14 protein-coding genes and 1 pseudogene are annotated in these 16,466 nt (G+C 68.7%); 10 read left to right on the forward strand and 5 right to left on the reverse strand.

What is annotated here, in order from left to right:
- Window positions 1-17: 17 nt before the first annotated feature.
- The 3 genes and pseudogenes from rsmB to def all read right to left on the reverse strand — a co-directional run bounded on the left by rsmB (window position 18) and on the right by def (window position 2,911).
- A pseudogene (gene rsmB / locus C1926_RS09010) lies at window positions 18-1,349 on the reverse strand (16S rRNA (cytosine(967)-C(5))-methyltransferase RsmB).
- 4 nt (window positions 1,350-1,353) lie between these two features.
- Window positions 1,354-2,277: a methionyl-tRNA formyltransferase gene (gene fmt / locus C1926_RS09015; RefSeq protein WP_108758955.1), complete on the reverse strand. Its 924-nt coding sequence runs from the start codon at window positions 2,275-2,277 to the stop codon at window positions 1,354-1,356.
- 121 nt (window positions 2,278-2,398) lie between these two features.
- Window positions 2,399-2,911 carry a peptide deformylase gene (gene def / locus C1926_RS09020; protein ID WP_079223642.1) on the reverse strand — a complete coding sequence of 171 codons (513 nt, stop codon included), beginning with the start codon at window positions 2,909-2,911 and terminating at the stop codon, window positions 2,399-2,401.
- 129 nt (window positions 2,912-3,040) lie between these two features.
- On the opposite strand from def, the gene C1926_RS09025 reads away from it, so the two are divergent.
- The 9 genes from C1926_RS09025 (at window position 3,041) to C1926_RS09065 (ending at window position 13,259) form a co-directional block, all read left to right on the forward strand.
- A complete protein-coding gene (locus tag C1926_RS09025; protein ID WP_108758956.1) occupies window positions 3,041-4,168 on the forward strand; it encodes a LysM peptidoglycan-binding domain-containing protein in 1,128 nt (375 codons plus the stop codon).
- A gap of 599 nt (window positions 4,169-4,767) precedes the next feature.
- The gene (gene dprA, locus C1926_RS09030; RefSeq protein ID WP_108758957.1) at window positions 4,768-5,901 is read left to right on the forward strand and encodes a DNA-processing protein DprA; all 1,134 of its coding nucleotides are present in this window, start codon (window positions 4,768-4,770) and stop codon (window positions 5,899-5,901) included.
- A 43-nt stretch (window positions 5,902-5,944) separates the two neighbouring features.
- Complete coding sequence (locus C1926_RS09035; protein ID WP_079223647.1) at window positions 5,945-6,418, forward strand: DUF494 family protein; 474 nt, start codon at window positions 5,945-5,947, stop codon at window positions 6,416-6,418.
- A 39-nt stretch (window positions 6,419-6,457) separates the two neighbouring features.
- Entirely contained in the window at window positions 6,458-7,192 is a 735-nt protein-coding gene (locus C1926_RS09040) for a GYF domain-containing protein (RefSeq protein ID WP_108758958.1), read from the forward strand.
- Window positions 7,193-7,247: 55 nt separating this feature from the next.
- Window positions 7,248-8,204, forward strand: a complete 957-nt coding sequence (locus C1926_RS09045; protein ID WP_108758959.1) for an RDD family protein — start codon at window positions 7,248-7,250, stop codon at window positions 8,202-8,204.
- Window positions 8,205-8,454: 250 nt separating this feature from the next.
- A complete protein-coding gene (locus tag C1926_RS09050; protein ID WP_108758960.1) occupies window positions 8,455-10,932 on the forward strand; it encodes a DNA topoisomerase I in 2,478 nt (825 codons plus the stop codon).
- A gap of 123 nt (window positions 10,933-11,055) precedes the next feature.
- Window positions 11,056-11,616, forward strand: a complete 561-nt coding sequence (locus C1926_RS09055; protein WP_108758961.1) for a Sua5/YciO/YrdC/YwlC family protein — start codon at window positions 11,056-11,058, stop codon at window positions 11,614-11,616.
- A gap of 43 nt (window positions 11,617-11,659) precedes the next feature.
- Window positions 11,660-12,367, forward strand: a complete 708-nt coding sequence (locus C1926_RS09060; RefSeq protein WP_108747460.1) for a DUF4124 domain-containing protein — start codon at window positions 11,660-11,662, stop codon at window positions 12,365-12,367.
- Between the two features lie 163 nt (window positions 12,368-12,530).
- Window positions 12,531-13,259, forward strand: coding sequence for a hypothetical protein (locus C1926_RS09065; protein ID WP_108758962.1), 729 nt, complete (start codon window positions 12,531-12,533; stop codon window positions 13,257-13,259).
- Window positions 13,260-13,340: 81 nt separating this feature from the next.
- On the opposite strand, the gene C1926_RS09070 is transcribed toward C1926_RS09065, so the two are convergent.
- The gene (locus C1926_RS09070; RefSeq protein WP_079223656.1) at window positions 13,341-14,117 is read right to left on the reverse strand and encodes an SDR family oxidoreductase; all 777 of its coding nucleotides are present in this window, start codon (window positions 14,115-14,117) and stop codon (window positions 13,341-13,343) included.
- A 110-nt stretch (window positions 14,118-14,227) separates the two neighbouring features.
- Here C1926_RS09070 and C1926_RS09075 point away from each other — a divergent pair, with 110 nt between their 5' ends.
- On the forward strand, window positions 14,228-14,440 hold the full coding sequence (locus C1926_RS09075; RefSeq protein ID WP_108758963.1) for a hypothetical protein: 213 nt from the start codon (window positions 14,228-14,230) through the stop codon (window positions 14,438-14,440).
- 100 nt (window positions 14,441-14,540) lie between these two features.
- Here the strand turns inward: C1926_RS09075 and sppA are convergent, their stop codons facing one another.
- The gene (gene sppA, locus C1926_RS09080) at window positions 14,541-16,463 is read right to left on the reverse strand and encodes a signal peptide peptidase SppA (protein WP_108747463.1); all 1,923 of its coding nucleotides are present in this window, start codon (window positions 16,461-16,463) and stop codon (window positions 14,541-14,543) included.
- Between the last annotated feature and the right edge of the window lie 3 nt (window positions 16,464-16,466).

The following is a 16,466-nucleotide window of genomic DNA, read 5'->3' on the forward strand; positions in this document are numbered from 1 at the left end:
CTTGGACAGCGGAGAGGTCAGGCTGTTTTTAGCAGACGCGCGTAGAAGAATCCGTCAGCATCGTCTTCACCGGGCAGGCGCTGGCGGGCGATGCCCTCGCAGTCCAAGCCGAAAGCGTCATCCAGCGGCGCCGCCTGGGCGTCCGGATGCCACTTCAGGAAGGCGCGCACCTAGTCCACGTTCTCCGCGCGCAGGATGGAACAGGTGGCATACAGCAGCACGCCGCCGGGGCGGAGCATCGCCCAGCAGGCTTCCAGCAGGCGTGCCTGCACCCCCACCAGCGCCTCGACGTCCTCGGCACGGCGGTGGAACATCACGTCCGGCTGGCGGCGGATGACGCCGGTGGCCGAACACGGGGCATCCAGCAGGATGGCGTCGAACGGGGTGCCATCCCACCAGGCCGCGGTATCGCTGGCGTCGGCCACCTGGGTCTGCACGTGCTCGCCCACGCCGGTGCGCGCATAGGTGTCCTTGGCCCGGGCCAGGCGCCGCGCATCGATGTCCAGCGCCAGCAGGCGCAGGCTCGGGTCGCGTTCCAGCAGGTGCGCGGACTTGCCACCCGGGGCAGCACAGGCGTCCAGCACCCGCGAACCGGCCGGCGGCGCCAGCGCATCGGCCGCGCACTGCGCCGACAGGTCCTGCACCGACAACGCGCCTTCGGCAAACCCCGGCAGCTGGTTGACCGGGCTGGCCACGGCCAGGCGCAGCGCATCGGCGCTCAGCGGGCTGGCCTCGGCGGCGATGCCGGCCTCTGCCAGTGCGGCCAGCGCCTTGTCGCGGCCACCGAGCTGGCGGTTGGCGCGCAGCCACAGTGGGGCCGGCTGCAGGCTGGCGCTGAAGATCGCCTCGGCCTGCTGCGGCCAGTCGCGTTCGACCGCCTCGGCCAGCCAGGCCGGGAACGCGTCGCGCGCGGGTTGTTCGGGGAAGCCTTCGCGCTGCGCACGGCGCAGGATGGCGTTGACCAGGCCGGCCTGACGCTCGCGGCCCAGCGCGCGCGCGGCGTCGACGGTGGCCGACAGCGCCGCATGGGCCGGCAGTTCCAGCACGTCCAGCTGGGCGAAACCGACCATCAGCAGGGTGCGCAGGTCGGCATCGCGCGCCGACAGCGGCTTCTGCATCCACGCCTGCAGCGCGGCGTCATAGGTGCTGCGACGGCGCAGCACGGCGAAGCACAGGGCTTCCAGCAGCGCGCGGTCACGGGTATCGGCCAGCTTGGGCAGGGCCCAGGCCAGTTCGGCCTTCAGCGAACGGCCACGGGTGAACACCTGGGCCAGCACGCGGGCGGCCAGCATGCGGGTCGCAGCGCCCGGCGCGGCCTTGGCAATGGAGAAATCGTTCTGCTTCGACACCGGCTTACGCTCCCACGCGCAGATCGCGGCGCGCATTGAGGTAATCGGCGGCGGTGATCGCCTTGCCGCCCTCGCGCTGCAGTACGCGCAGGCGCAGGGCGCCCTGCCCGCAGGCAATGTCGATGCCTTCGCGGCCGGCGGCCAGCACGGTGCCCGGGGCCTGGCCGTGGGCCAGATCCAGTGCCACGGCGCCATGGATGCGCACGCGCTCGCCGGCCAGTTGCGCTTCGGCGATCGGCCATGGGTTGAACGCACGCACGGTGCGCGCCAGTGCCTGCGCGTCCTGCACCCAGTCCAGCTTCGCTTCGGCCTTGTCCAGCTTGTGTGCGTAGGTGACGCCCTCTGCCGGCTGCGGCCGCGCGATCGGCTTGATGCCCGCGCGCAGCAGGCCCAGGCCATCGGACAGCACCTGCGCGCCCAGCGCGGCCAGCGAGTCATGCAGGTCGCCACCGGTGGCGGTGTCGGCAATGGCCAGCTCCTGGTGCAGCAGCACGGGGCCGGTATCCAGGCCCGCTTCCATCTGCATCAGGCACACGCCGGTGGTGGCATCGCCGGCCTGGATCGCGCGCTGGATCGGCGCGGCGCCACGCCAGCGCGGCAGCAGCGAGGCGTGCACGTTCCAGCAGCCGTGGGTCGGGATGTTCAGCACGGCGCGGGGCAGGATCAGGCCGTAGGCCACCACCACCATCAGGTCCGGCTGCAGGTCACGCAGCTGCTGCTGGGCAGCCTCGTCCTTCAGGGTTTCCGGCTGATAGACGGGAATGCCACGGGCGACCGCTTCGAGCTTGACCGGCGACGGCGCCAGGCCACGGCCACGGCCGGCCGGGCGGTCGGGCTGGGTGTAGACGGCCACGACCTCGTGATGGCGCGCGGCCGCACGCAGCGACGACACCGCGAATTCCGGCGTACCGGCAAAGACAATCCTCATGGCTACCCCACTTGCAGGATGGATTCGTGCAGAAAGAACAACGGCGCCGTCGGCCGGCGCCGTACAGCCCGCGCCGGAAGCGCAGGCAGGGGCCGCCGTGAAGGGCGGCCCGCGATGGCGGTCAGGCGACGTGCTTGCGCTGCTTGGCCAGCTTCTTGCGGACCATTTCGCGCTTCAGCGGCGACAGGTAATCGATGAACAGCTTGCCGTCCAGGTGGTCCATCTCGTGCTGCACGCACACGGCCAGGAGGCCGTCGGTGCTCAGCTCCTGCGGCTGCCCCTGGCGGTCCAGGAACTTCACCGTGATGGAATCGGCGCGGGTCACGTCGGCGAAGATGCCGGGCACCGACAGGCAGCCTTCCTGGTACACCTGGCCCCCGTCCTTGGCGACGATTTCCGGGTTGATGAACACCCGCGGTTCGTTCTTCTCTTCGCTCACGTCGATGACCATGAAGCGCTTGTGCACGTCCACCTGGCTGGCGGCCAGGCCGATGCCCGGGGCGTCGTACATGGTCTGGAACATGTCGTCGATGAGGGTCTGGAAGGCCGGGGTGGTGACCTCGGCGGCATCGATCAACGCAGCCTTGGTACGCAGGCGCGGATCGGGGAACTCAAGAATGGGGAGCAGGGCCATGGCTGTTTCCGGGTTGGGGGCCGGGGATACGCCGGCATACGTCGCAGATTCTATCTGCAACGCTTGCCTTGCGCCCCGGTTTCTGGACTATAGTGCGCGAACCTGTTGGGGAATCAGGGCTTCGCACCTATGTTGCTTCGTTTTCGTACGGTCGTCGCTGCGGCGATGCTGACCGTGGCTGCCTATGCTACCGCCGTTGAAGTGAACGGCGGGCACCCGGACACCTATGTGGTCCGCAAAGGGGACACGCTGTGGGACATCGCAGGACGTTTCCTGCAGAAACCCTGGCTGTGGCCCGAGATCTGGCAGGCCAATCCGCAGATCGCCAACCCGCATCTCATCTACCCGGGTGACGTGCTCAGCCTGGCCTACCTGGACCGCGTGACGGCCCAGCCCGGCCCGCGCACGGAAGCCCCGGTGACCGGCGTGCCGCTTTCGGAGGTCGAACCCTTCCTGAAGCAGCTGAGCGTGGTCGACAGCATCGACCAGCTGCCCTACGTGGCCGGCCTGGAAGACAACCGCCTGCGCGCCACCAGCGGCCAGACCGTCTATGTCCGTCTGGCCGATGCCCAGGTGGGCCAGCGCTGGGCCGTGGTCCGCCCGACCGTGCGCTACGGCCAGCCCAAGCCGACCGAGGACCTGACCGCCAACGGCGATGTCACCCCGGGCAGCGGCAACCTGTGGCAGGCCTACAACGCGCCCAACCACCGCCGCGGCGTGCTGGGCTATGAACTGGCCCAGGTCGGCCTGGGCACCCTGACCAAGGTGGCTGGCGGCAAGACCGAAGCCTCCACCCTGGTGCTGGACGCCAACACCAACGGCCGCGAAGTGCGCGCCGGTGACCGCCTGGTCCCGGTGGAAGCCCAGCCGTACGACCTGCAGTTCTTCCCGCATGTGCCGGCGGCCAGCCTGGAAGGCCTGGACGTGCGCGTGCTGGCCGTGACCGACATGTTCAATGCCGGCGGCCCGCGCGATGTCATCGCCATCTCGGCCGGCCGCAGCCGGGGCGTGGACAACGGCACGGTGTTCTCGCTGTGGCGCCAGGGCAGCCATGTCGCCCATCGCATGAAGTACCCGAATTCCTCGCGCATGGACGATTCGCCGTCCACCGGCGCGGGCCGGGTCAGCCTGCCGGACGAGTACGCCGCCCACGCGATGGTGTTCCGCACCTTTGACAACGTCAGCTATGCGCTGGTGATGCAGGGCGTGAAGCCGGTGAAGGTGGGCTACAGCGCCCAGCACCCGGACGCGAAGTAAGCGTTCCAGCCGGGCTGCATTACGCGAAGGCGCCCCAGGGCGCCTTCGTCGTTTGGCAGGCCCCAATCGCCCGCGAAAACCCCGCGCTGCGCGCGATAGTCGACCAACGGTCGACTCTACCCAGCTGGTGGGCCCCGGTAGAGTCGACCGTTGGTCGACTGCTCTCCCGACCGCCAGCTACGCGAAGGCGCCTCAGGGCGCCTTCGTCGTTTGTGGCCCCAACCGCCCGCGAAAACCCCGCGCTGCGCGCGGTAGTCGACCAACGGTCGACTCTACCCAGCTGGTGGGCCCCGGTAGAGTCGACCGTTGGTCGACTGCTCTCCCTACCGCCAGCTACGCGAAGGCGCCCCAGGGCGCCTTCGTCGTCTGGCAGGCCCCAATCGCCCGCGAAAACCCCGCGCTGCGCGCGATAGTCGACCAACGGTCGACTCTACCCAGCTGGCGGGCCCCGGTAGAGTCGACCGTTGGTCGACTGCTCTCCCGACCGCCCGCGATAGTCGACCAACGGTCGACTCTACCCGCCTTCGGCGGACTCCCCTGACAGCAACATGCGAAAGCGCCCTAGGGCGCCTTCGTCGCCCGTGGCCGATAGTCGGGCGATGCCTGATTCCACCCCCACCCCCGATGCCCTCGCCCGCCTGGTCCTGGCCGGCGGCCCGCTGGCGCCACGCCGCGCCCTGCTGCTGGCCAGCGGCAATGCCGACGCCGCCCTCGCCCTGGGGGTAGCCGGCTGGCGCGCCCACGGCTGTTCGGCGGAACAATGCGCAGCACTGCAGCAGCCCGACCCCGCAGCGCTGGCCACCACCCTGCGCTGGCTGCAGCAACCGGGCCGGCAGTTGCTGGGCTGCGCCGACCCCGCCTTTCCGCCATTGCTGCAGGACATCCCGCAGCCCCCGCTGGCCCTGTTCGTGGCGGGCGACGCCAGCCTGGCCTGGCACCCCGCGGTGGCGGTGGTCGGCAGCCGCTCGCCGACGCCCACCGGGCGCGCCCTCGCCGCCCGCTTTGCTGGTTGCTTCGTCGAGGCCGGCCTGGCGGTGACCAGCGGCCTGGCCGCCGGCATTGATGCGGCCGCCCATGCCGCCGCGCTGGATGCGGGCGGGCGTACGGTGGCGGTCATCGGCACCGGCCCAGACCAGGCCTACCCGCCCGGCAATGTCCGCCTGCAGGCCCGCATCGCCGACGAAGGTGCCGTGCTGAGCGAGTACCCGCCGGGCACCCCGGCGCGGGCGGGGCAGTTTCCGGCGCGCAACCGGCTGGTGGCCGGGCTGGCCCTGGCCACGGTGGTCATTGAAGCCGCGCAGCGCTCCGGCGCCCTGATCACTGCGCGCCTGGCGGCGGAGGCCGGGCGCGAGGTCGGCGCAGTGCCCGGTTCGGTGCTGAACCCGCGCGCGGCCGGCTGCCACCGGCTGATCCGTGAAGGCGTGGCCCTGATCGAGCGGCCCGAAGACATGCTGGAGCTGCTGGCCCCTGCCCTGCGCCAGCAACTGCCCGGCTTGCAAAGCCGCCTTGCCACCCCCACTGAACAGGCTTCGCCGGCAGACCTGCCGGACCGGTGGGCGAACGACCCTGACTACCAGAGCTTGTGGCAGGCGCTGGACCACAACCCAAGCGGTATGGATTCATTGATCACGCGTTGTGGATTGACGGCGCCTGAGGTGTCCTCCATGCTGCTGGCCATGGAACTGGCGGGAATCGTGGTGTGCGTACACGGCCGCTACTGTCGAACTCCCTAGTTTCTTCACCTCCACAGCGTCGCCCGACGCAGGCCGAGGGGCAATGAAAGAGAGCATCCTTGACGTACTGTTGTACCTGTTTGAACACTATTTCAGCGAAGATGCGGACCTGATCCGCGACCGCGACTCGCTGCAGAATGGCCTGATCCAGGCCGGTTTCAGCCCCACCGAGATCAACAAGGCCTTTGACTGGCTCGACGCGCTGGCTGCCCAGCGGCCGAGCGTGGCGCAGGCCCGGGTCGACGGTCCCGTGCGCGTTTTCCACGGCCCGGAGCTGGACAAGCTGGATGTGGAATGCCGCGGCTTCCTGCTGTACCTGGAGCAGCACGGCATCCTCGACGCCGACCAGCGCGAGCTGGTGCTGGACCGTGCCATGGCCCTGGACCAGGACGAACTGGACCTGGACGACCTGAAGTGGGTCGTGCTGATGGTGCTGTTCAACCAGCCGGGCGCCGAAGCGGCCTACGCCTGGATGGAAACGCAGATGTTCATGGACGAGCCAGAACCCCTGCACTGACCTTACACTTGGGGACCGAGCGCATTCAGGAGCGTCCCCGTGAGTGAGTGGTTTCACGCCCAAGGCAACCGCCAGCAAGGCCCGTTGCCGGCGGAACAGTTGATCGAGCTTTTCCGCAGCAACGAAATCACCCTGGACACCCTGGTCTGGCGCGACGGGCTGCCGCAATGGCAGCCCCTGCGCAGCGTGGTCGACGAACTTGGCCTGATCGTGCCGGCCGTGGACGCCCCGGTCGGTGCCCCGCCGCCGCCGCCGGCCGCTCCGCAACCGCCCATCCTGCCGCCGGAAGCGCCTTACCGCGCCACCGCCAGCGCGACCTTGCCGCCGCCCAAAAAGGGCCTGTCCGGCTGCGCGCTGACCGCCATCATCGGCGGCGTTGCTCTGCTGGTGCTGGTGCCGATCCTGGCCATCCTCGCCGCGATCGCCCTGCCCGCTTACAACGACTACACCTTACGCGCCAAGGTCGCCGTCGCGGCGGATGCGCTGCACCCGCTGCAGGCCCAGGTTGAACATTTCGCTGAAGAGCAGGGGCGCTGCCCTGGCGCCAACGACGCCGGCTTCCCGGCCCCTGGCGACTTCACCCAGGCCGGCCTCTCGGCGGTGAACATCGGCCGCTTCAACAACGGCCACTGCGGTATCGAGGGGACGCTGGCGATGCCTGGCAAGAGCATCGACGGCGATCTGCTGTGGCTGGAATACGATCGCGACAGCGGCCGCTGGGAATGCAGCGGCGAAAGCGACAACAAATACCTGCCGAAGGCGTGCCACGGCTGAGCCGCCGGCCGCGCAGGCTGCATGAATTCCAAGGACGACCCAACAGGGGACAGCAATGACTGAGTGGTATTTTGCCGAAGGACAGCAACGCCAGGGACCGTTCCCGGTCACCGAGATCCGCCAGCGCTTCCAGCGCGGGCAGCTGACCCTGGACACGCTGGTGTGGCGCGAGGGCATGGGCCAGTGGGCCGCCCTGCGCCAGGTGGTGGATGAACTGGGCCTGCAGACCCTGGCCAACGCCAGCGAGGGCACCGCCTCGGGCGGCTTCGACCTGCGCGGTGACTATGCCGCCATCGACAACGGCACCGCGCCGCTGCCGGGTACCGGCGCCCTCAGCTCGCCCTACAGCGCCCCCAGCGCCGCAGGCGGCTATGCCGACACCACGGTGGTGACCGGTGGCGAGGTGGTCTATGCCGGGTTCTGGAAGCGCTTTGCCGCAGCGTCCATCGATTCCATGGTGATGATCGGCGTGCTGGTCGTGGTGTTCGTGGTCGGCGCGATGATGTTCGGCGGCATGACCGCTTTCATGGGCGATCTCAACTCGCCGGAAAGCTCCCCGGGCATGATGCTGTTCATCGTGCTGGGCGTGTACGGGCTGCCGACCGTCATCCAGGCCGTGTACTTCACCATGATGCACGCCTCCGCCCGCCAGGCCACGCTGGGCAAGATGGCCGTCGGCATCAAGGTCGTCCGCACCGATGGCCAGCGCCTGGGCACCGGCCGCAGCCTGGGCCGCTGGGCCGCGCTGTTCCTGTCCTATGTGTTCAGCTGTGGCCTGGCCTATATCGTCTCTGGCTTCATGGCCGGCATGACCGCCCGCAAGCAGGGCCTGCACGACATGATCGCGGACACCCTGGTGGTGGACAAATGGGCCTACACCGACCACCCGGACCGCCAGCGCCACGAACTGGGCACGGTCACCGTGGTGGTCATCGTGCTGGCGATACTGGCCGCGCTGGCCTATGCCGGCCTGTTGGTGATGAGCGTGGTGATGGCTGCCAGGCAGTCGTAAGCCCGCCCCCTGCCCCGGCCCGCGACAGGGCACGAGGGACGGGGGAATCGCCGTCCCGCCACGCTTTTCCTCACACCGGGCCGCTTGACACGGGTGGCTCGGGCGTGATTCCTCTAATAAGGAAACCTGAACGCCCGGCACATTACCGGGCGTTCAGTTTATGGATTTGCCCGTGGCCGCTTCACTAATGCGGCCGTTTGCTCCACCCTAGCGGCCCCTTCCCCCGGTCCGCCCACAGACCTTTCCCGACATGCCCAAGCACCTGCTCATCGTCGAATCGCCGGCCAAGGCCAAGACGATCAACAAATACCTCGGCAAGGATTACACCGTCCTGGCCTCGTATGGGCATGTGCGCGACCTGATCCCGAAGGAAGGCGCGGTCGACCCGGACAACGGGTTCGCCATGCATTACGACGTCATCGACAAGAACGAGAAGCACGTCGATGCCATCGCCAAGGCCGCCAAGGGCGCCGACGACATCCTGCTGGCGACCGACCCGGATCGCGAAGGTGAAGCGATCAGCTGGCATATCGCCGAGATCCTGAAGGAACGCGGGCTGGTGGGGGACAAGCCGATGCAGCGCGTGGTCTTCACCGAGATCACCCCGCGCGCCATCAAGGAAGCCATCAACCAGCCGCGGGCCATCGCCAGCGACCTGGTGGACGCCCAGCAGGCGCGCCGCGCGCTGGACTACCTGGTCGGCTTCAACCTGTCGCCGGTGCTGTGGCGCAAGGTGCAGCGCGGCCTGTCCGCCGGCCGCGTGCAGAGCCCGGCGCTGCGCATGATCGTCGAGCGCGAGGAGGAGATCGAAGCCTTCATCGCCCGCGAATACTGGTCCGTCGGCGCCGAGTGCGCGCACCCCAGCCAGCACTTCAACGCCAAGCTGATCAAGCTGGACGGGCAGAAGTTCGAGCAGTTCACCGTCACCGACGGCGACACCGCCGAGGCTGCCCGCCTGCGCATCCAGCAGGCGGCGCAGGGTTCGCTGCACGTCACCGACGTGGCCAGCAAGGAGCGCAAGCGCCGTCCGGCGCCGCCGTTCACCACGTCCACCCTGCAGCAGGAAGCCTCGCGCAAGCTCGGCTTCACCACCCGCAAGACCATGCAGGTGGCGCAGAAGCTGTACGAAGGCGTCAACATCGGCGACGAAGGCACGGTCGGCCTGATCTCGTACATGCGTACCGACTCGGTAAACCTGTCGCAGGACGCATTGGCCGAGATCCGCGACGTGATCGCCCGTGACTACGGCATTGCCTCGCTGCCGGACCAGCCCAACACCTACCAGACCAAGTCCAAGAACGCCCAGGAAGCGCACGAAGCCGTGCGCCCGACCTCGGCCCTGCGGACCCCGGCCCAGGTCGCCCGCTTCCTCACCGACGACGAGCGCCGCCTGTACGAGCTGATCTGGAAGCGTGCGGTGGCCTGCCAGATGATCCCGGCCACGCTCAACACCGTCAGCGTCGACCTGTCCGCCGGCAGCGAACACGTGTTCCGCGCCAGCGGTACCACCGTGGTCGTGCCCGGCTTCCTGGCCGTGTACGAGGAAGGCAAGGACAACAAGAGCGCCGAGGACGAAGACGAAGGCCGCAAGCTGCCGGCGATGAAGCCGGGCGACCGCATTCCGCTGGAACGCATCGTGGCCGACCAGCATTTCACCCAGCCGCCGCCGCGCTTCACCGAAGCGGCCCTGGTGAAGGCGCTGGAAGAGTACGGCATCGGTCGTCCCTCGACCTACGCCTCGATCATCCAGACCCTGCTGTTCCGCAAGTACGTGGAAATGGAAGGCCGCAGCTTCCGCCCGTCCGACGTCGGTCGTGCGGTGTCCAAGTTCCTGTCCAGCCACTTCACCCGGTACGTGGACTACGACTTCACCGCCAAGCTCGAGGACGAGCTCGATGCCGTCTCGCGCGGCGAGGAAGAGTGGATCCCGTTGATGGCCCGCTTCTGGGAACCGTTCAAGGAGCTGGTGGAAGACAAGAAGGAATCGGTCGACCGCGCCGAGGCCAGCGGTGCCCGTGAACTGGGTACCGACCCCAAGACCGGCAAGCCGGTCAGCGTGCGCCTGGGCCGTTTCGGGCCGTACGCGGCCATCGGCAGCACCGCCGAGGACGCCGAGGAGAAGCCGAAGTTCGCCTCGCTGCGCCCCGGCCAGTCGATGCACACCATCTCCCTGGAAGACGCGCTGGAACTGTTCCTGATGCCGCGCGCGCTGGGCGAGGACAACGGTGAGCCGGTCAGCGTCGGCATCGGCCGTTTCGGCCCGTTCGCCAAGCGCGGCAGCACCTACGCCTCGCTGAAGAAGGAAGACGACCCCTACACCATCGACCTGGCCCGTGCGGTGTTCCTGGTCGAGGAGAAGGAAGAGATCGCGCGCAACCGCATCATCAAGGAATTCGAAGGCAGCGACATCCAGGTGCTGAACGGCCGTTTCGGCCCGTACATCAGCGACGGCAAGATGAACGGCAAGATCCCCAAGGATCGTGAGCCGGCCTCGCTGACCCTGGCTGAAGTGCAGCAGCTGATGGAAGAAACCGGCAAGCCGGTGCGCAAGGGCTTCGGCGCCAAGAAGGCCGCTGCGAAGAAGGCACCGGCCAAGAAGGCGGCAGTGAAAAAGGAAGCCGCGCCGAAGAAGGCGGCGGCCAAGAAGGCCCCGGCGAAGAAGGCTGCGGCGAAGAAGGCTCCGGCCAAGAAGGCGGCAAAGAAAGCCGTCAAGAAGGCCGCGAAGTAGATCCACGCCATGCGTGGATGATCTGCCGGAATGTGCGGACCAACGGTCCGCACCCACCACCCACCACCCGTTCTGCACGCCGCAGGGGGATAATGGAGGCCCACGTCGGGCCGGCCATCCCCCATGAAAGAACTCACCCTCGATACTGCTGTGGCCACGCTGCGCACGGGAGGCGTGATCGCCTACCCGACCGAAGCCGTCTGGGGCCTGGGGTGCGACCCCGCGCATGAGGCGGCGGTGCACATGGTGCTGTGCCTGAAGCAGCGTCCGGTCGAGAAGGGCATGATCCTGGTCGCCGCCGACCTGCCGCAGCTGGAAGGCTGGGTCCGCATGGAGGCCCTGCCCGATGCGCGGCAGCGCGCGGTGCTGGCCAGCTGGCCCGGCGCCAACACCTGGATCCTGCCCGCCGGCCCGCGCGCGCGCCACTGGGTGACCGGTGACCACAGCGGCATTGCCGTGCGCATCAGTGCCCACCCGCTGGTGTCGGCGCTGTGCCGCGCCTGGGGCGGGCCGCTGGTATCCACCAGTGCCAACCTGGCCGGTGAGCCGCCCGCGCGCAGCCGCGAAGAACTGGACCCGCGCCTGCTGCGGCTGCTGGACGGCCTCCTCGATGGCCAGACCGGTGGCCTGGCCCAGCCGACGCCCATCCGCGACGCGCTCAGCGGAAGCATCCTGCGCTCCTGATGCGCCGATTGCGCCGCCACGGCAATGCGTGCAGGCTGCAGCCATGAAGCTGCTGCGCCCTGCCCTGTGCCTGGCACTGTCGATGCCATTGGCGGCCCTTGCCGCCGATGACGTGCGGGTCTACCGCTGCGTCGGCAGCAATGGCGCCGTCGCCCTGCAGGACAAGCCCTGCAGCAGTGGCCGCCAGGAAGTGCGCGACCTGCAGCGGCCGCGCGACCCGCCGCCGCGTACCGCCAGCACCGATGTTCCGCCGCCGGCGCCAGCGGCGACGCCGGACATGGGCGTGCGCGAAGTGCGCCACGTCTACATACAGCCGCCGCAGCCGATGTACGAATGCGTGCGCGACGACGGCAGCCGCTATACCAGCGACAACAACGAGGGCAATCCGCGCTGGGTGCCGGTATGGACCACGGTCTGGTACCCGTCGGGCCCCTATGGCGGGCAACGCCCGCGGCCGCCGGGCCCAGGCCCGGGGGGTGGCGCCATCGGCATCGGGCCGCCGCCCGGCGGTGCAGGCATCCCGGTGCACCGGCCTCCGCTCGGCTATGGGGTGAACGTGCCCGGCGGCAACGTGCTGGTGCGCGACGCCTGCACCCAGTTGCCCGCACGCGAGGTCTGCTCGCGCCTGCGCGACCGCCGCTGGGAGCTGGACCGCCGCTACAACAGCGCGCTGCAGAGCGAGCGCACCGCCATCAGCACCGAGCAGCGCGGCATCGACGCGCGCCTGTCACAGGACTGCAGCGGCGGCTGAGCGCTGCTGCACGGGTAAATCGTCGGCGCTGCGCTCCTGCTCTGGTAGATGCCCACCTTGGTGGGCGCTTACAGACCGCGTGTGCCAACCAAGGTTGGCATCTACCGGGGCGTCGGCCACCGCGTGTGCCACCGGGCAGTGGCCGCTGTTGTAGGCTGCTGCCATGAAAAAACTGATCTGGCTGGCGCTGTGCCTGCTGCCCGGCGCTGCGGCAGCCGACGAAACGGTGATCTACCGCTGCACCGGCAGCAGCGACGTTCCCGTGGTGCAGCGCGTGCCGTGCGCGGCCGGCATGAAACAGTCGATCGTGAAGCTGCCTGGGTCTGCACAACCGGCACCGCCGCCAGCCCCCGAACCCGTGGCTCCGGCACCGGCCGCGGCCGCGCCGCCAGCAGCCGCCCCGATGCCGGCGCCGGCAACCACCCCCGCCCCCCCGCGCGCGGGCCAGGAACGCATCATCAGCGAGGCCTACATGGTCGAACGCGAAGGCGGCGATGCCATCCTCGACAGCGCCCTGCTGCCACGCCCCGGCGATGCGACGGTCGATGACACGGCGCTGCCCAAGCTGCCGCTGCCGCCCATCTTCCAGTGCCTGGATTCGCAGGGCGGGCAGTACCTGCACGAATACGAAGCCTCACCGGGTCGCTGCGAGCTGATGAACGTCAGCGGCCTGGGCGGTGCCACCCCGGTCAATGCCGCCAGCTGCGAAGTGGTCCGCGACCGCTGCACCGAAGTGGCCGAGGCGCAGCGCTGTGGCAGCTGGCAGCAGCGCTTCCGCACTGCACGCGGCCGCGAGCGCTTTGCCTCGGCGGACAACCGCGATGACGCGCGCGCCGAGCGCGAACGGCTGCAGGCCGTGCTGGCCGCGAGTGATTGCCGGGTACCGGATTGAGTGTCCGCCGGGCATGGCCCGGCGCTACCCGTCCGGCGCCGCACCATCGCCGGTAGCGCCGGGCCATGCCCGGCGAAAGGGTCAGAACCCGTAACGCAGGAAGCCACCGTCCACCGCGATGCACTCGCCGGTGACGTAGCTCGATGCTGGCAGGCACAGGAAGCCCACTGCTGCAGCCACTTCCTCCGGCTCACCAATGCGGCGCATCGGCGTGCGGTTGATCACTTCTTCGTAGTAATCGGCATCGGACAACGGGCCGGACGTGCGCCGGGTGCGGATGTACCACGGCGCCACCGCGTTCACCCGGATGCCATCCTCGGCCCATTCCACGGCCAGGTTGCGGGTCATCTGGTGCATGGCGGCCTTGGTCATGCCGTACACCACGCCACTGCGCACATGGGTCAGGCCTGAAACGCTGCCGACATTGACGATGGCCGAGGACGCGTGCCGCGCCAGCAGCGGGTGCGCATAGCGCGACAGCTCGAACGCCGAGAACAGGTTGGTTTCGAAGATCTGGCGCCATTCGTCTTCGGAGTACTCGGTCGCCGCCTTGGTGACGTTGCCACCGGCGTTGTTGACCAGGATGTGCAGGCCATCGCTGTGGTCTTCCACCCAGTCCAGGATCTGCCGGCGGTCTTCGTCATCGGAGACATCGGCGGCCAGCGCGTGCACCTGCATCTGCGGATACACGTCGAGCAGTTCGTCGCGCGCGGTCTCCAGCATGTCGATGTCACGGCCGACGATCATCAGATCAGCACCAAAGCTGGCCAGTTCATGCGCGATCGCCAGGCCGATGCCGGCGCTGGCGCCGGTGATCAGGGCCGTCTGCCCATCCAGGCGCCACCGTTGCTGGGTCATGAGTCCTCCGGGGCCGCGCCCGCTGTATTTCGATGCCGCAAGGATACGCGTCACGGACGGCAGGTGACGACAGTGCGACACTGCCGCATCACCCGCCCCGGAGCACCACCATGCGTCTGCTGATACCCGCCTGCCTGTCGGTCGCACTGCTGGCCGGTTGCCAGCGGCCGGCCCCGCCCAACCCCGAGAAGCCGCCGGAGCCGCAGGCGCTGGCCAAGGCCATCAACCAGCCGCTGGACCGCGCCAACGGCGTGCAGAAGACCGTAGACGACGCTGCCGAACGCGAGCGCAAGGCCGAGGCTGAGGCTGAGGCAACGCAATGACACATGGGGTCGGAGCCCTTTGCGGTGCAAAGGGATCCGACCCCGCAGAAAAAAAAACGCCCGGCCGAAGCCGGGCGTTTTCATTGGCGGCAATCGCCGGTCAGAACCCGCAGAAGCAGTACGCCAGTGCCTTCACCGGTGCACCGTTGCCCTTCTCGCGCGCGGCGTTCTCGACGAAGCGCAGCTGGGTATCCACTTCCGGCATCGTGCGCGCCAGCATCATCCGCGCCATGCCCGAATCGGCCAGCATCCAGGCACCGGCATGGCTGCCAGCGAAACCACTGATGAACTGCGCGAACGGGGTGGCGGGCTTCTCGACGTAACGCACGCGGTACTTGTCTTCATTGCCCAGCTTGGCACGGCTGGCAGCGTCGGCCACCGCGTCCTTCATACCGCCGAAGGCATCGACCAGGCCGCGTTCCTTGGCCTGCGCGCCACTCCAGACGCGGCCACGGGCCACTTCGTCGATGGCCTCGACCGGCTTCTTGCGGGCCTCGGCCACGCGGCCGGTGAAGTCGGCATAGCCCTTGTTGATCACCGACTGGATGACCTGGCCCACGGCCGGGTCCATCGGGCGGGTGACATCGAAGGCACCGGCGAAGCGGGTCGTGCCCACGCCATCGGTGTGCACGCCGAACTTGTCCAGCGCACGGCTGAAGTTGGGGATCATGCCGAAGATGCCGATCGAACCGGTGATGGTCGACGGATCGGCATAGATGCGATCGGCGTTCATGCTGATCCAGTAACCACCGGATGCGGCCAGGTCGCCCATCGACACCACCACCGGCTTGCCGGCAGCCTGCAGGGCCACCACTTCGCGGCGGATCTGCTCGGACGCGAACACTTCACCGCCCGGCGAATCCACGCGCAGGACCACGGCCTTGACCTGGTCGTCGTCGCGCGCGGCGCGCAGCAGCGCCGAGGTCGAGTCGCCACCGATGCGGCCGGCAGGCAGGTCGCCACCGCTGATCTCACCGGATGCCACCACCACGGCCACCTGCGGACGGTTGTCCACCGGATTGCGGCGCGCGTCGAGCTGGCCCATGTAGGACGCGAAGTCGATGTTGCGGAAGCCGCCGTCGGCGTCTTCATCGGCCACGCCGCGCTCGATCATCAGATCCTCGAATTCCTCGCGGGTCTTCAGCGCGGTCACCAGCTTCTGCTGCAGGGCGAACTTGGCCAGGTCGCCACCGGCAGCGGCCACGCCCTCGGGCAGGGTATCGATGCCCGCGGCCAGCTGCGCCGGATCCAGGCGGCGCGCCTTGGCGATGTCGCCCAGGTAACGCTGCCACACGTCGTTCATCCAGAACAGGTCGGCTTCCTTGGACGCCGGCGAGGCCGCATCCAGCACGTACGGTTCGGCGGCGGACTTGTACTCACCCACCTTGAACAGGTGCACGTCCACGCCCAGCTTGTCCTGCAGGCCGGTGCGGAAGTACTGGCGGTAGCGGCCCAGGCCCTCGAGCACGACCGAGCCCATCGGGTCCAGGTAGACCTCGTCGGCCTGCGCGGCCAGCAGGTACTGCGACTGGCCCATGCTCTGGCTGAAGGCCACGATCTGCTTGCCCGAGGCACGCAGGTCCTGCAGCGCACCGGCCACTTCACGCAGCGAGGCGAAGCCGGACGGCTGCAGCTTGTCCAGTTCCAGCACCACGCGCTCGATCTTCTTGTCGGCCTTGGCCGATTCGATCACCCGCAGCAGGTCGCGCAGCTGCACTTCCTCGGCGCCGTTGTCGCCGACGGCCTTGGCCAGCGCGCGGCTGACCGGGTCGGCGCTGAACTGCTCGACCAGCTTGCCTTCAGGCGCGATCACCAGGGTGGTGCGGTCCTGCAGCGATTTGCTGGCACCGGCACCCATGCCTGCAGCGACGATGAACATCACCACCACCAACAGCAGCAGGCCGAAGAACACCAGGTTGAGGATCAGCCTGCGGGTGAAATTCATCACGTCCCACAGCCCGATGAAGAAACTGGCGACGGGGTTGCGATGCGCCGGGGGCAGCGGGGGCACGGGTTGGTTCATGGA

This window comes from Stenotrophomonas sp. ZAC14A_NAIMI4_1, from assembly GCF_003086915.1.
Lineage (GTDB): Bacteria > Pseudomonadota > Gammaproteobacteria > Xanthomonadales > Xanthomonadaceae > Stenotrophomonas.

Excerpts from the sequence above, each read along its gene's own strand:
- fmt (WP_108758955.1), bottom strand. The coding sequence starts at position 2,277 with ATGAGGATTGTCTTTGCCGGTACGCCGGAATTCGCGGTGTCGTCGCTG.
- def (WP_079223642.1), bottom strand. The coding sequence starts at position 2,911 with ATGGCCCTGCTCCCCATTCTTGAGTTCCCCGATCCGCGCCTGCGTACC.
- C1926_RS09025 (WP_108758956.1), top strand. The coding sequence starts at position 3,041 with ATGTTGCTTCGTTTTCGTACGGTCGTCGCTGCGGCGATGCTGACCGTG.
- dprA (WP_108758957.1), top strand. The coding sequence starts at position 4,768 with ATGCCTGATTCCACCCCCACCCCCGATGCCCTCGCCCGCCTGGTCCTG.
- C1926_RS09035 (WP_079223647.1), top strand. The coding sequence starts at position 5,945 with ATGAAAGAGAGCATCCTTGACGTACTGTTGTACCTGTTTGAACACTAT.
- C1926_RS09045 (WP_108758959.1), top strand. The coding sequence starts at position 7,248 with ATGACTGAGTGGTATTTTGCCGAAGGACAGCAACGCCAGGGACCGTTC.
- C1926_RS09050 (WP_108758960.1), top strand. The coding sequence starts at position 8,455 with ATGCCCAAGCACCTGCTCATCGTCGAATCGCCGGCCAAGGCCAAGACG.
- C1926_RS09055 (WP_108758961.1), top strand. The coding sequence starts at position 11,056 with ATGAAAGAACTCACCCTCGATACTGCTGTGGCCACGCTGCGCACGGGA.
- C1926_RS09060 (WP_108747460.1), top strand. The coding sequence starts at position 11,660 with ATGAAGCTGCTGCGCCCTGCCCTGTGCCTGGCACTGTCGATGCCATTG.
- C1926_RS09065 (WP_108758962.1), top strand. The coding sequence starts at position 12,531 with ATGAAAAAACTGATCTGGCTGGCGCTGTGCCTGCTGCCCGGCGCTGCG.
- C1926_RS09070 (WP_079223656.1), bottom strand. The coding sequence starts at position 14,117 with ATGACCCAGCAACGGTGGCGCCTGGATGGGCAGACGGCCCTGATCACC.
- C1926_RS09075 (WP_108758963.1), top strand. The coding sequence starts at position 14,228 with ATGCGTCTGCTGATACCCGCCTGCCTGTCGGTCGCACTGCTGGCCGGT.
- sppA (WP_108747463.1), bottom strand. The coding sequence starts at position 16,463 with ATGAACCAACCCGTGCCCCCGCTGCCCCCGGCGCATCGCAACCCCGTC.